At 38.6% G+C, this 13282-nt stretch carries 13 protein-coding genes and 1 rRNA gene (1 of these 14 running past the window's edge); all 14 read right to left on the bottom strand.

Annotation, left to right across the window (positions count from 1 at the left end):
• Window positions 1–434: ribosomal RNA gene (locus MHB74_RS00435) — 16S ribosomal RNA — on the bottom strand; it reaches 1118 nt to the left of the window's first position.
• Window positions 435–808: 374 nt separating this feature from the next.
• Entirely contained in the window at window positions 809–2308 is a 1500-nt protein-coding gene (gene lysS / locus MHB74_RS00430; RefSeq protein ID WP_000369672.1) for a lysine--tRNA ligase, read from the bottom strand.
• Window positions 2309–2467: 159 nt separating this feature from the next.
• Entirely contained in the window at window positions 2468–3466 is a 999-nt protein-coding gene (dusB, locus tag MHB74_RS00425) for a tRNA dihydrouridine synthase DusB (protein ID WP_000912237.1), read from the bottom strand.
• Between the two features lie 23 nt (window positions 3467–3489).
• Window positions 3490–3693, bottom strand: a complete 204-nt coding sequence (locus MHB74_RS00420; protein ID WP_000387029.1) for a helix-turn-helix domain-containing protein — start codon at window positions 3691–3693, stop codon at window positions 3490–3492.
• Entirely contained in the window at window positions 3645–4160 is a 516-nt protein-coding gene (gene folK / locus MHB74_RS00415) for a 2-amino-4-hydroxy-6-hydroxymethyldihydropteridine diphosphokinase (RefSeq protein WP_001059441.1), read from the bottom strand. Before folK ends, MHB74_RS00420 begins: the two co-directional genes overlap by 49 nt.
• A complete protein-coding gene (gene folB / locus MHB74_RS00410; protein ID WP_061678902.1) occupies window positions 4157–4519 on the bottom strand; it encodes a dihydroneopterin aldolase in 363 nt (120 codons plus the stop codon). Before folB ends, folK begins: the two co-directional genes overlap by 4 nt.
• A complete protein-coding gene (folP, locus tag MHB74_RS00405) occupies window positions 4520–5380 on the bottom strand; it encodes a dihydropteroate synthase (protein WP_061678903.1) in 861 nt (286 codons plus the stop codon). It abuts the gene before it with no gap.
• Window positions 5370–6227, bottom strand: a complete 858-nt coding sequence (gene pabC, locus MHB74_RS00400; RefSeq protein WP_061678904.1) for an aminodeoxychorismate lyase — start codon at window positions 6225–6227, stop codon at window positions 5370–5372. The genes folP and pabC overlap by 11 nt, the downstream gene beginning before the upstream one ends.
• Window positions 6221–6808, bottom strand: coding sequence for an aminodeoxychorismate/anthranilate synthase component II (gene pabA / locus MHB74_RS00395; protein WP_061678905.1), 588 nt, complete (start codon window positions 6806–6808; stop codon window positions 6221–6223). The genes pabC and pabA overlap by 7 nt, the downstream gene beginning before the upstream one ends.
• 5 nt (window positions 6809–6813) lie before the next feature.
• Complete coding sequence (gene pabB, locus MHB74_RS00390; protein ID WP_061678906.1) at window positions 6814–8211, bottom strand: aminodeoxychorismate synthase component I; 1398 nt, start codon at window positions 8209–8211, stop codon at window positions 6814–6816.
• Between the two features lie 220 nt (window positions 8212–8431).
• Window positions 8432–9355, bottom strand: coding sequence for a cysteine synthase A (gene cysK, locus MHB74_RS00385; protein WP_001261702.1), 924 nt, complete (start codon window positions 9353–9355; stop codon window positions 8432–8434).
• A gap of 113 nt (window positions 9356–9468) precedes the next feature.
• Window positions 9469–10344 carry a redox-regulated molecular chaperone HslO gene (gene hslO / locus MHB74_RS00380; RefSeq protein WP_061678927.1) on the bottom strand — a complete coding sequence of 292 codons (876 nt, stop codon included), beginning with the start codon at window positions 10342–10344 and terminating at the stop codon, window positions 9469–9471.
• A gap of 6 nt (window positions 10345–10350) precedes the next feature.
• Window positions 10351–11139 carry a type III pantothenate kinase gene (locus MHB74_RS00375; protein ID WP_000578367.1) on the bottom strand — a complete coding sequence of 263 codons (789 nt, stop codon included), beginning with the start codon at window positions 11137–11139 and terminating at the stop codon, window positions 10351–10353.
• A 224-nt stretch (window positions 11140–11363) separates the two neighbouring features.
• Window positions 11364–13265, bottom strand: a complete 1902-nt coding sequence (gene ftsH, locus MHB74_RS00370; protein ID WP_001079662.1) for an ATP-dependent zinc metalloprotease FtsH — start codon at window positions 13263–13265, stop codon at window positions 11364–11366.
• Between the last annotated feature and the right edge of the window lie 17 nt (window positions 13266–13282).

The following is a 13282-nucleotide window of genomic DNA, read 5'->3' as shown; positions in this document are numbered from 1 at the left end:
ACCCGAAAGCCTTCATCACTCACGCGGCGTTGCTCCGTCAGACTTTCGTCCATTGCGGAAGATTCCCTACTGCTGCCTCCCGTAGGAGTCTGGGCCGTGTCTCAGTCCCAGTGTGGCCGATCACCCTCTCAGGTCGGCTACGCATCGTTGCCTTGGTGAGCCGTTACCTCACCAACTAGCTAATGCGACGCGGGTCCATCCATAAGTGACAGCCGAAGCCGCCTTTCAATTTCGAACCATGCAGTTCAAAATGTTATCCGGTATTAGCCCCGGTTTCCCGGAGTTATCCCAGTCTTATGGGCAGGTTACCCACGTGTTACTCACCCGTCCGCCGCTAACTTCTTGAGAGCAAGCTCTCAATCCATTCGCTCGACTTGCATGTATTAGGCACGCCGCCAGCGTTCATCCTGAGCCAGGATCAAACTCTCCAATAAAGTTAGTTTGTCTAGCATCTAAAAATAAAAATTGACGTTTCACGTTGTTTGTTTCGTTCAGTTTTCAAAGAACTTGCCTGTCGCTCAGAAGCGACTTTATTAATATAACATTTCGTTATATTTTCGTCAACAACTTTTTTTCAATAAGTTGTTTTTCGTTTGTTTTGCTTGTTACCTTTCGTGGCAACGAATATAAATATACCAGTTTGATTATTAAAATGCAATAGTTTTTCTAATAAAATTTTTAACTTAGTAAAAAAGTATAAAAACAGCACATTTCTTCTATATAAATATAATTTCTTGCGCCATCAAGAACTACTATCCCCATGTAACTCTTACTCAAATAAAAAAAGCTTTGGAGAAATCTCCAAAGCTTAGTCTTGTTTATGACGCATAGCAGGGAATAATAATACATCACGAATAGATGGCGCATTTGTTAATAGCATAACAAGACGATCAATACCAATTCCTAGTCCACCTGTAGGAGGCATACCGTACTCAAGAGCTTCAATATAATCATCATCCATCATGTGGGCTTCATCATTACCTTGTTCACGCTCTTTTAGTTGCGCTTCAAAACGTTCTTTTTGATCAATCGGATCATTTAGCTCAGTGAATGCATTTGCATGTTCACGTGCAACGATAAATAATTCGAAACGATCTGTGAATCGTGGATCTTCGTCATTCTTTTTCGCAAGTGGCGAAATTTCTACCGGATGACCGTAAATAAACGTTGGTTGGATTAATTTATCTTCTACTTTTTGTTCGAAGAATTCGTTTATAATATGACCAACTTCCATCGTATCCTTAATACCTACATTATGTTCTTTTGCAAGTTCACGCGCTTCTTCTACACTCATTGGATTCCAGAAATCTGCTCCAGAGTGTTCTTTAATCGCATCTACCATATGAAGACGTGTCCATTCTGGCTCTAGATTAATTTCATAATCACCATATTGGATTGTTGTTGTACCTAGTACTTGCTTCGCAATATGAGCAACCATATTTTCTGTTAGTTTCATAATATCTTTATAATCAGCATACGCCTCATATAATTCAATCATTGTAAACTCTGGGTTATGGCGAGTTGATACACCCTCATTACGGAATACACGACCGATTTCATAAACTTTTTCTAATCCACCCACAATAAGGCGTTTTAAATGAAGTTCAATTGCGATACGCATGTATAATTCCATATCTAACGCATTATGGTGTGTAATGAAAGGACGCGCAGAAGCTCCACCTGCAATTGCATGCATCATAGGTGTTTCCACTTCAAGGTAACCATTGTCATCTAAGTATCTTCTCATTTCACGAATGATTTTACTACGAGTAACGAATGTTTCACGGCTTTCCATACTTGTAATTAAATCTAAGTAACGTTGACGGTAGCGTTGTTCAACATCTTTTAACCCATGATATTTATCCGGTAATGGACGAAGAGATTTCGTTAATAGTGTAAAGCCCGTTGCTTTCACTGAAAGTTCTCCAACGTTTGTTTTGAATACTTTACCTTCAATACCTACTAAGTCACCTAAATCTGCTGTTTTAAATAATTCGTACTCTTCATCTCCAACAGCATCTTTACGAACATAAATTTGAACTTGTCCATGTAAATCTTGAATATGTGCAAATCCAGCTTTTCCTTTACCGCGTTTTGTCATAATACGACCAGCGATAGAAACAGAGATTTCTTTCTCTTCTAATTCCTCTTTAGAGAACTCTCCATATAAGCTTAATAAGTCATTTGTTGCATTTGTACGTTCAAATCGTTTACCGAACGGATCGATTCCTTGCTCACGTAAGTTATGTAACTTTTCACGACGAACAAGCAATTGGTCGTTTAATTCTTCGTGGTTCATGTTATCCATGGTATTGATATCACTCCAGCTCTATTAATTTTTACAATATATACAGTATAGCATTTTCTACTCAACTAGAAAAACTGCCAGCAACTAGCTGGCAGTTCTTCTTTCTTTCACGTAATTATAGGAAGTGTATAGAAGAATGTCAATCTTCCCTATCTATTATTAACCAACGTGAATTGTTTGTTGTTTCGCTTCTACTTCTTCTACAAATGCACCTAATACATTCGCAAGGTCTTCACGCGTATTACAAGCATTGATTCCATTACGTACAGTTGCATTACCACGAACACCCTTTAAATACCAAGCTGCATGCTTTCTCATTTCTCTTACAGCGACATTTTCGTTCTTTAAATCGATAAGACGATCTAGATGCAACATACATACGTCAATTTTCTCACGCACTGTCGGTTCCGGCATTAATTCACCTGTTTCCAAATACTTTACCGTGCGATAAATCATCCACGGGTCCCCAAGGGCAGCGCGACCAATCATAACACCATCTACACCAATTTCATCAAGCATACGCTTTGCATCTTGTGGTGTTTCGACATCACCATTTCCGATAACCGGGATATTTACAGCTTGTTTTACTTGTTTAATAATATCCCAATCCGCTTTCCCTTCATACATTTGTACTCGTGTACGCCCATGAACCGCTACCGCTTGTCCGCCAGCACGCTCAACAGCTTTCGCATTCTCAATTGCAAAAATATGATCTGCATCCCAACCAATACGCATCTTAACTGTAACCGGCTTTTCAACAGCATCTACAACTGCCGCTACCATTTCATATATTTTATTCGGGTCTAAAAGCCACTTTGCTCCCGCATCACACTTAATGATTTTCGGTACTGGGCACCCCATATTAATATCAATAATGTCTGCTGTCGTATATTTATCTACATATTTCGCAGCATCTACAAGAGTTTCTTTCTCTCCGCCGAAAATTTGTAAACTTAATGGCTTTTCTCTTTCATCAATATATAACATATCTAATGTTCTTTTGTTATTAAGCAATATCGCTTTATCACTTACCATCTCAGCACAAACTAGTCCTGCACCAAATTCTTTTACTGTCAAACGGAATGCAGAATTACACACTCCCGCCATCGGTGCTAATACAACCGGGTTTTTCATCTCAATATTTGCGATCTTTAACACTCGACTTACTCCTTCCTTCATAGTCACTTTGGCATTAATTCCTCCACCGAAACCTTCAATGCCTTAGCAACTTCCACTACAAAATCTTGGGAAGGCGATCGATTCCCTCTCTCAACTTCACCTAAAACAGATACAGATACCCCTAACTCTTTCGCAAAACCTTCTTGCGTATAGCCTTTTAGCTTTCGAAAAGCACGAATGCGTCTTCCCCATTTTTCTGCTTCCATACCGTTACTCCCTCTCGCCTTTTCATTTCTTCTACTTGTGAACGTGAAATGTTTTGTTTAATATCTTGATTAATCTCTAACAACGGAACGATAACAAAAGCTCTTTCGAACATCCGCGGATGCGGAACAATAAGATTCTCTGCTTCAATATTTTCTTGATTATATAGCAAAATGTCAAGGTCGATGGTCCTCGGACCCCACCTGATTTCCCTTTTTCTTCCTAAATCATTCTCTACTCTTTGCGTAACTTTCAATAACTCTTGCGGTGATAAATTGGTAGAAATTTTTACAACTAAATTTAAAAAACAACTTTGGTCAGTATAACCAACTGGTTCCGTTTCATATACAGACGAAACATCCTCAACTTGGATATAAGGATTTTTATTTAGAAACTGAATCGCTTCAGTTAAATACGTGTGACGTTCTCCGATATTTGAGCCTAATGCAATGTAAGCTATATTATTCATGGACGTTCTCTCGTAATTTCCACTGCTACAGCACGATAATGCCCAGGTATCGGCGGATCTGGTTTAATTACTTTAATTGTACAACGGCAAATACTCTCATATTGTTTCAATATATCTGCAGCAATATTTTCAGCGATACTCTCCACAAGCTTATACTTTCTATCTTCAACAACTTTTCTACATAATTCGAAAAGTTCTCCATAATTGACAGAATGCTCTAAGTCATCACTTTCTCCCGCCTGCTTCAGATCCAATTCCACCGTTAAGTCCACTTTAAATCTCTGTCCCAATTTATTTTCCTCTGGGAATACACCATGATAACCGTAAAACTCCATATCATGAACATAGATTTTATCCAATTACTTTACCCCCTTACCAATCATCGCGTCCATCATCTTAGCCATACGTGACATTTCCTTCACATCATGAACACGAACAAACTCACAGCCCTTTTCAATACCGAGACAAACGGTAGCTCCCGTTCCCTCAAGACGTTCCTCTACTGGTAAATCTAGCACATGCCCAATAAAGGACTTTCTTGAAGTACCTAACAGCACCGGGTAACCCAGTACGTTTAACTGTTCTAAATTACGCATCGCTTCTAAATTTTGTTCAGGTGTTTTAGCAAAACCGATGCCTGGGTCTAAAATGATATTCTCATCTCGCACACCAGCATCTTTAGCAATTTTAATACTGTCATATAAATCAGCAACCATATCAGCCATTAAATTGCGGTAATTCATGTTATCGCGATTATGCATTAAAATAATAGGTACATCGTAATGAGCTGCTACTTCAGCGATTTTTGGTTGCGCCTTCGCTCCCCAAATATCATTAATAATATGAGCACCCGCCTCTATTGCCTGCTTTGCAACTTCAGCTTTATACGTGTCGATAGAAATAGGTAATTTCACTTCTTTTGAAACAGCCTGAATCATCGGAACGACTCGCTTGATTTCTTCTTCCACCGATACTTTAGCAAAACCCGGACGAGTAGATTCACCGCCGACATCAATAATATGAGCACCTTGATCTCGCATTTCTTTCGCATGGCGCACCGCAGCCTCTACCTCGTTGTAACTCCCACCATCGGAAAACGAATCTGGCGTTACATTTAAAATCCCCATAATTAAGGTTTTTTCATTTAAGTTCAATGTATATTCGCCGCAGCGCAAATCATAATCCCACTTCAAACTACACATCTCCTCTTCACAATTCATTTCTGCTCCACAATTTCTCTCTCTGCATTTCATAAAGACTCATAAACCTTTTTGTAACTATGCCTACTTTACCCGGGAAATCTCTTCCCTCTACATGGTAAAGTGGAACAATTTCTTGAATCGAGTTTGTTACGAAAACTTCATCAGCTGAAAGTAATTCATCTTTTGTAAAGAAACCTTCCTTTACTTCTATCCCTAACTCTTCAGCAACCTTTATAATAAACGCACGAGTGATACCATTTAAAATCCCCGTTTTTAACGAAGGTGTATATAAAATACTACCTTTTACGAAAAAGAGATTCGAAACAATACCCTCTGCAACATAACCTGTTTCAGTAAGGAAAATACCTTCCTTATTCACAACATTTCCAATTTCACGTTTCCCTAAAATGTTATTTAAGTAATGATGAGACTTCAAGCGGGACGCACCTTCTGGTGTATTTCGCACTTGCTTTAAAACAACCCCTTCTTTTTCCACTACATCTCCCGGGGCTGCTAAAGGTTTTATAAAAACAATAACAGACGGCTCTTCATACATTTCCGTTTGTAATCCAATTTCATCTATACCCGCCGATACATTAAAACGAACATACGCATGCTCTAATTCATTCTTAACGAGTAGATTCTTCAAAATAAGCAACACTTCATCTTTCGTCATTGTCCATTTAATTTGCAATGTATTCAGCGCATCTATTAAACGATCATAATGATCATCCAATAAGAAAGGATGACCATTATAAATACGAAATGTCTCAAAAACTCCAAGGCCATATAAATAACCATGGTCATAAGGAGAAATTCTTGCTTCATTTGCTTCTACATACTCACCATTTACGTAAATTAACATGATGTCACACTTGGACTGTATTTACGAATGAAATTCTGCAACAACTCTTTCCCGTGGGAAGTCATAATCGATTCCGGATGGAACTGTACACCTTCAATCGGTAACGTTTTATGACGGAGCGCCATAATTTCCCCTTCTTCCGTCCAAGATGTTACCTCTAAGCAATCAGGTAATGTCTCTTTCTTAACGATAAGGGAATGATAGCGCGTTGCAGTAAACGGATTAGGAATATCCAAAAAAATCGTCTTTCCGTCATGATGCATAAGCGATGTTTTTCCATGCATTAAGCGCTCAGCACGAACAACCTCTCCACCGAACACTTGTGCAATGGATTGATGCCCAAGGCAAACCCCGAAAATCGGAATCTTCCCAGCAAAGTATTGAATAACCTCCATACTAATACCTGCTTCATTCGGACTACACGGACCTGGTGAAATCATTAAAAAGTCTGGTTTCATATTCTCAATATCTGAAATAGTCACTTCATCGTTTCGTTTAACAACAAGCTCTTGTCCGAGTTCCCCAAGAAACTGCACTAAATTAAATGTAAAAGAATCATAATTATCAATCATTAATATCATTTCTCTCACCTAACCGTTTCTTCACTACGTTCTTTTGCACGCCATAAAGCAATCGCCTTTTTTAACGACTCTTTATATTCATTTTCCGGATTTGAATCAATTACAATTCCCGCTCCTGCTTGTACATGAGCCTGTCCATCTTTAGCAAGAAGTGTTCTAATTACAATATTCAATTCTGTATCTCCAGAATAACCGATCCAACCGATTGAACCTGTATAAATCCCTCTGCGAACAGGTTCTAATTCTTCAATAATTTCCATCGTACGTATTTTCGGGGCACCAGTAATTGTTCCCCCAGGGAATACAGCCTTCACTAAATCAAAAGCATCTTTATCTTCATCCACCTCACCACGCACATTAGAAACAATATGCATTACATGTGAGTATTTCTCGATTACCATAAATTCATCTACTTCTACAGTGCCATATTTACAAACACGCCCTAAATCATTTCGTTCTAAATCTACAAGCATGACGTGCTCTGCTCTTTCTTTTTCGTTCTCAATCAATTCTCTGGCTAATGCTTCATCCTCTTGCTCATTCGCACCTCTAGATCTTGTTCCAGCAATTGGTCTTGTACTTACTTCGGTTCCTTGTTTCTTAATTAACAACTCCGGCGATCCACTAACAATTTGAAAATCTCCCAGCTCCAAGTAACCCATATATGGAGATGGATTAATTTCACGAAGACTTGTATAAATTTCTAGCGGGTGTGTTTGTAACGTTCTTTCTTGTCTCGTCGACAAGTTCACTTGGAACACATCACCAGCACCAATATATTCTTGAATACATTCAACCGCCTTCATAAAGCTTTCTTCCGTAAAAGCAACTGCTTCACTTTTCTTTTCAGGGCATGCAAATGGTATAGTCACTTCCGGCGCTTCTGTCGCCCAAAGAACCTTCCACTCATTTAATCGCTCTTTTGCCTCTTCATGCTTATCTACATAATGTGTAATAATCCATAATACTTTCTCTTCTTGATCATACACAAACACATCATCAAATAATAAAAAGAATATATCAGGTATATTAATGTCATCCTCCGCAAGAGAAGGAAGTTTTTCAATATAACGGATGCAATCATAACTAAAGTAACCAATCGCACCACCTTGAAAAGGCGGGTACTCTGGATTATAGTCCGTTTTCCATCGCTCCATATATTCCTGCATTAAATCTAATGGGTTTCCTTGCTTTATTGTTTCCTTACCACTTTCGCTTATATGTAACGTTTCATCCTTCCCTCGGATTACCGCTACTGGGTTCAACCCCACAATGTTATAACGACCGCCACGTCCACTTTCTAACAAAATATGTTGCGGTTTATCCTTAGAAAGAAATTTATATTGCTTAAAGAAATCTAACTGATATGGAATAGAAAGCGCTAAAGATTTTCTTCGTTGCATATCAACACCCCGTCTTCTTTTATCCCACCCTCTTAAAGTAACCACCACAAACTACATTCATTATGTATATAGAACGGTTATACTCGAAGGCTAGTGAAAATAAATTAATTATACTATCTCTTATTTTACATGAAGTTTTCTAGTCATTCACTCTTTTCCTATTTCCAATCCAAAAAGAAAAAGCATCCTTTTTCAAGGATGCTTTTTCAATCACATATAATTAAGACTCAAATTGATAAAGTGGTGTACTTAAATAACGTTCACCGTTACTTGGGATAATAACAAGTACCTTTTTCCCTTTACCTAACTTTTTCGCAATTTCTGTTGCCGCATAAATAACCGCTCCAGAAGAGATACCAACTAAAATACCTTCCTCTTTAGCCACTCTTCTTGCATATTCAAATGCTTGCTCCGTTTTCACTTGAACAATTTCATCATATACTTCTACATCCAATGTCTCTGGGATGAATCCCGCCCCAATTCCTTGGATTTTATGTGGACCTGGTTTCCCACCAGATAATACTGGTGAATCCGCAGGTTCTACTGCATAAATTTTAATATCTTTATACGCTTCCTTCAGTACTTCACCAGCACCAGTAATCGTTCCACCTGTGCCAATACCTGCAATAAACGCATCTAATTGATCGCCCATTTGTTCAACAATTTCTGGCCCTGTTGTTAAACGATGAATTTCTGGATTCGATTGATTTTTGAACTGTTGCGGTATAAAGTAACCATGCTCTTTTGCTAATTCAGTCGCTTGACGAATTGCTCCACCCATTCCTTCAGGCCCTGGAGTCAATACTAATTCCGCACCGTAAGCACGTAATAAATTACGACGCTCAATACTCATTGTTTCTGGCATTACTAAAATTGCCTTATATCCTTTAGCGGCCGCTACCATCGCTAAACCAATTCCTGTGTTACCACTTGTTGGTTCAATGATTGTATCGCCTTCTTTTAATAATCCTTTTTTCTCAGCATCTTCAATCATAGCTAATGCAATACGATCTTTAACGCTGCTCCCTGGATTCATAAATTCTAATTTTAAGTATATATCTGCGCTGTCTGATTCTACGATGCGGTTCAACTTAACGATCGGCGTTTTCCCGATTAATTCTGAAACTGATTGTGCCACTCGCATTCCTGTCACTCCTAACACCGAGTATTTTTATTGGTTTTATCTATATTTAGATTTTGTCAGAAAATTCCCTGTTTGTCAATCTATTTAGGGGGTGAATCCCCTTAATTTCCTTATTACAAACTCTCGATTAAATTTGTAATATCTTCTTTAGAGAACTTGTATCGCTCATTACAGAAATGACAATGAACTTCTGTCTCTTCTTCTTCTGCACGAACTTGCTCTAACTCTGTTTTACCTAAACTAATTAACACACTCTCAATACGTTCGCGTGAACATGTGCAATTAAATTGAACATCCATCGTTTCCAATACTTTTACTTTATCTTCTCCAAGAACTGCATACAGTAACTCTTCTGGAGAAAGCCCTTGTTCAATTAACGTTGATACAGGAGGAATGTTCTGCAAACGATCTTCAATGAATGAAATTGTTTCTTCCTGTGCACCTGGCATAATTTGAAGGATAAATCCACCTGCTGCTAATACGCTGTCATCTCCATTTACAAGAACGCCAACTCCTACAGAAGAAGGTGTTTGCTCAGAAACTGCAAAATAATACGTGAAGTCTTCTCCTAATTCTCCTGAAACAATTGGAGATTGACCAATAAACGGCTCACGCATACCAATATCTTTAATTACTGTTACAAATCCTTCAGTGCCTACCGCTTGATATACACGTAATTTCCCTTGTTCCGTTCCTTCAAAATCAACATGTGGATTCGTTACATAACCACGTACATCCCCATTTGCATGAGCATCTACTAAGATGGGGCCAATCGGACCATTACCTTCTACCTTAATCGTTAACTTTTGGTCACCTTTTAACATTGCGCCCATCATTGTACCTGCAGTTAAAGAACGACCAAGCGCCGCTGAAGCTGTTCTCCATGTGTCATGACGTCTTTGCGCCTCACTTACTGTGTTTGTAGTACGTACACTATATGCACGCACTTCTCCATCAAACGCTAACGCTTTTACTAAATAATCTTTCATACTCATTTATTCACCTTTCTCATGCTGTAAATTTGCATTACGCTCGTATAACATATACAAACCTTTTAATGTTAAAAATGGATCTACAACATCAATTACATTCGATTCTTCTGAAATTAATTTCGCCAATCCACCTGTTGCAATAACTTTCGGTTCTTGTTTAGCTTCCTCTTTCATACGCTTAACAATACCTTCCACTTGTCCAACATAACCATAAAGAATACCCGATTGCATCGCACTTACCGTATTCTTTCCAACAACACTGCTTGGTTTTGTAATTTCAATACGAGGAAGTTTTGCCGCTCTACTATATAAAGCCTCTGCTGAAATCATAATTCCCGGCGTAATAACTCCACCCATATAATGCTTTTCTTCGTTAATATAACAATATGTAGTAGCCGTACCGAAATCGACAATAATAAGCGGACTTCCATATAAGTGTATTCCTGCTACCGCATTTACAATTCGGTCCGCGCCTACTTCACGTGGATTTTCATATTTAATATTTAGCCCCGTTTTTATTCCAGGACCTACTACAAGCGGTTTAATTTTAAAATATTTTTCACACATGCGCTCTAAAGCAAACATAATTGGTGGTACGACTGAAGACACAATAATACCTTTCACATCTTCAAACGAAAGACCTTCATGCTCAAGCAACTGCTTTACAAGCATTCCATATTCATCTTCTGTCTTATGACGATCTGTTTCCATGCGCCAATGTTGACGAAGTTCCCCCTCTTCAAACACGCCTAGCACAGCATTTGTGTTACCTACATCCAATACAAAAATCATATTCTCACCACTTATCTTATTTAATCTATATTTGTGCAGTATGTATAAAACTTATAAAAACATCATATCACACATACTTATATAATCAGCTTTTCTATCCTCATCATTTTACAAAAAGATTACGCCCTATTTCAATTTTTAATACCCGATTTATTTAAATTCTTTTCTACTTCATCTCGTTCCACAAATAAAAAAAGGAGTGACCATCGTCACTCCTTCATCTCTTACTTATCTTCTGATTCTTCATCGTCCTTTTTCATGTTGATGTTTACTTTCACATCAGCTGAAGATGTTGGACGTTCTGGCAATCTGCCGTAATCACATAAATGATTGATTTGCTCTGCATCTAACGTTTCTACTTCAAGTAGCGTTTTCGCAATAAGATCTAGTTTATCACGATTTTCAGTAAGAATTTCTTTCGCACGAGCATAACAATCTTTCATAATTGTTTGCATTTCCACATCGATTTCATGTGCAATTGCATCACTGTAGTTTTGTTCTGAATGGAAGTCTCTTCCTAAGAACACTTGACCACCTTGTGAGCTACCAAATTGCATCGGTCCAAGCTTATCACTCATACCGAATTCCGTAACCATACGTCTTGCAATGCCAGTCGCACGTTGGAAGTCGTTGTGAGCACCTGTACTCACTTCACCAAATACAATCTCCTCAGCCACTCGACCACCAAGTAAACCAGTGATTTTATCAAGCAACTCTGGTTTTGTCATGAAGTAACGATCTTCTTTCGGAAGCATTACTGCATATCCACCAGCTTGACCACGAGGGACAATTGTTACTTTATGAACGACATCAGCTTCATCAAGAACAACACCAATTACAGTATGGCCCGCTTCATGGAAAGCAACGATATTACGTTCTTTTTCAGAGATAACACGACTTTTCTTAGCAGGACCTGCAATAACGCGATCCGTCGCTTCATCAATGTCACTCATATCAATTTTCTTCTTATCTTGACGCGCAGCCACTAAAGCAGCTTCGTTTAATAAGTTTTCAAGATCGGCACCAGAGAATCCTGGTGTACGAGTTGCGATTGCTCTTAAGTTGATATTCTCATCAAGCGGTTTATTACGAGCATGTACTTTCAGTACAGCTTCACGGCCATTTACATCTGGACGATCTACTGTAATTTGACGGTCAAAACGACCTGGACGTAATAATGCTGGATCAAGAATATCAGGACGGTTTGTCGCAGCGATGATAATAATACCTTCGTTTGCACCGAATCCATCCATTTCAACAAGTAATTGGTTCAACGTTTGCTCACGCTCATCATGGCCACCACCAAGACCTGCGCCACGTTGACGTCCTACTGCATCAATTTCATCAATGAAAATGATACAAGGAGCATTTTTCTTTGCATTTTCGAATAAATCACGTACACGTGATGCACCGACACCGACAAACATCTCTACGAAATCGGAACCACTGATAGAGAAGAACGGAACGCCTGCCTCACCTGCAACGGCACGTGCTAGTAAAGTTTTACCTGTACCTGGAGGTCCTACTAATAGAACACCCTTCGGAATACGGGCACCAACTTCAGCAAACTTACGAGGGTCTTTCAAGAATTCAACTACCTCAACAAGCTCTTGTTTCTCTTCATCCGCTCCAGCAACATCTCTGAAACGAACTTTTTTCTTTTCGTCATTATATAACTTCGCCTTACTTTTCCCAAAGTTCATAACACGGCTACCGCCGCCCTGAGCTTGGTTTAATAAGAAGAAGAATAAAATGAAGATAATAACAAACGGAATGATAGAAGTAAAGAACGTTACCCAAGCACTTGTTTCTTCTGCTGGTTGATACTTAACTTCAGCACCTTGCGCTTTGTCATTAATTTTCTTTTGTAATTCCTCAGTATTTGGTGCATAAGTAACAAATTGTTCTCCTTGGCTAGAGTTGTTAAATTGTCCCTTTACCTCAAATACACCATTTTTCGGTTGAAGTTGCACATTACGCACTTCACCTTTTTCTAGTTTAGTAATGAATTTATCGTAGCTAACTGATGTCGTTTTTTGTGTCGAACCATTAAAATAGCTCACGATTCCAATTACTACTAGGAATATCAGTAAATAAAAGATGGTATTACGGAAGATACGATTCATTCCTAACCTCCTCTCAC

Origin of the sequence: Bacillus sp. FSL K6-0069 (genome assembly GCF_038007785.1) — a bacterium.
Taxonomy (GTDB): Bacteria; Bacillota; Bacilli; order Bacillales; family Bacillaceae_G; genus Bacillus_A; species Bacillus_A mobilis.
The sequence above is the reverse complement of the archived record's forward strand: the minus strand, read 5'-3'. Positions and strand labels throughout refer to the sequence as shown.

Coding starts and splice junctions, on each gene's coding strand:
- lysS (WP_000369672.1), bottom strand. CDS start 2,308: ATGGATAACATGAACCACGAAGAATTAAACGACCAATTGCTTGTTCGT.
- MHB74_RS00420 (WP_000387029.1), bottom strand. CDS start 3,693: ATGGAAGCAGAAAAATGGGGAAGACGCATTCGTGCTTTTCGAAAGCTA.
- folK (WP_001059441.1), bottom strand. CDS start 4,160: ATGAATAATATAGCTTACATTGCATTAGGCTCAAATATCGGAGAACGT.
- folP (WP_061678903.1), bottom strand. CDS start 5,380: ATGAATTGTGAAGAGGAGATGTGTAGTTTGAAGTGGGATTATGATTTG.
- pabC (WP_061678904.1), bottom strand. CDS start 6,227: ATGTTAATTTACGTAAATGGTGAGTATGTAGAAGCAAATGAAGCAAGA.
- pabA (WP_061678905.1), bottom strand. CDS start 6,808: ATGATATTAATGATTGATAATTATGATTCTTTTACATTTAATTTAGTG.
- pabB (WP_061678906.1), bottom strand. CDS start 8,211: ATGCAACGAAGAAAATCTTTAGCGCTTTCTATTCCATATCAGTTAGAT.
- cysK (WP_001261702.1), bottom strand. CDS start 9,355: ATGCGAGTGGCACAATCAGTTTCAGAATTAATCGGGAAAACGCCGATC.
- hslO (WP_061678927.1), bottom strand. CDS start 10,344: ATGAAAGATTATTTAGTAAAAGCGTTAGCGTTTGATGGAGAAGTGCGT.
- MHB74_RS00375 (WP_000578367.1), bottom strand. CDS start 11,139: ATGATTTTTGTATTGGATGTAGGTAACACAAATGCTGTGCTAGGCGTG.
- ftsH (WP_001079662.1), bottom strand. CDS start 13,265: ATGAATCGTATCTTCCGTAATACCATCTTTTATTTACTGATATTCCTA.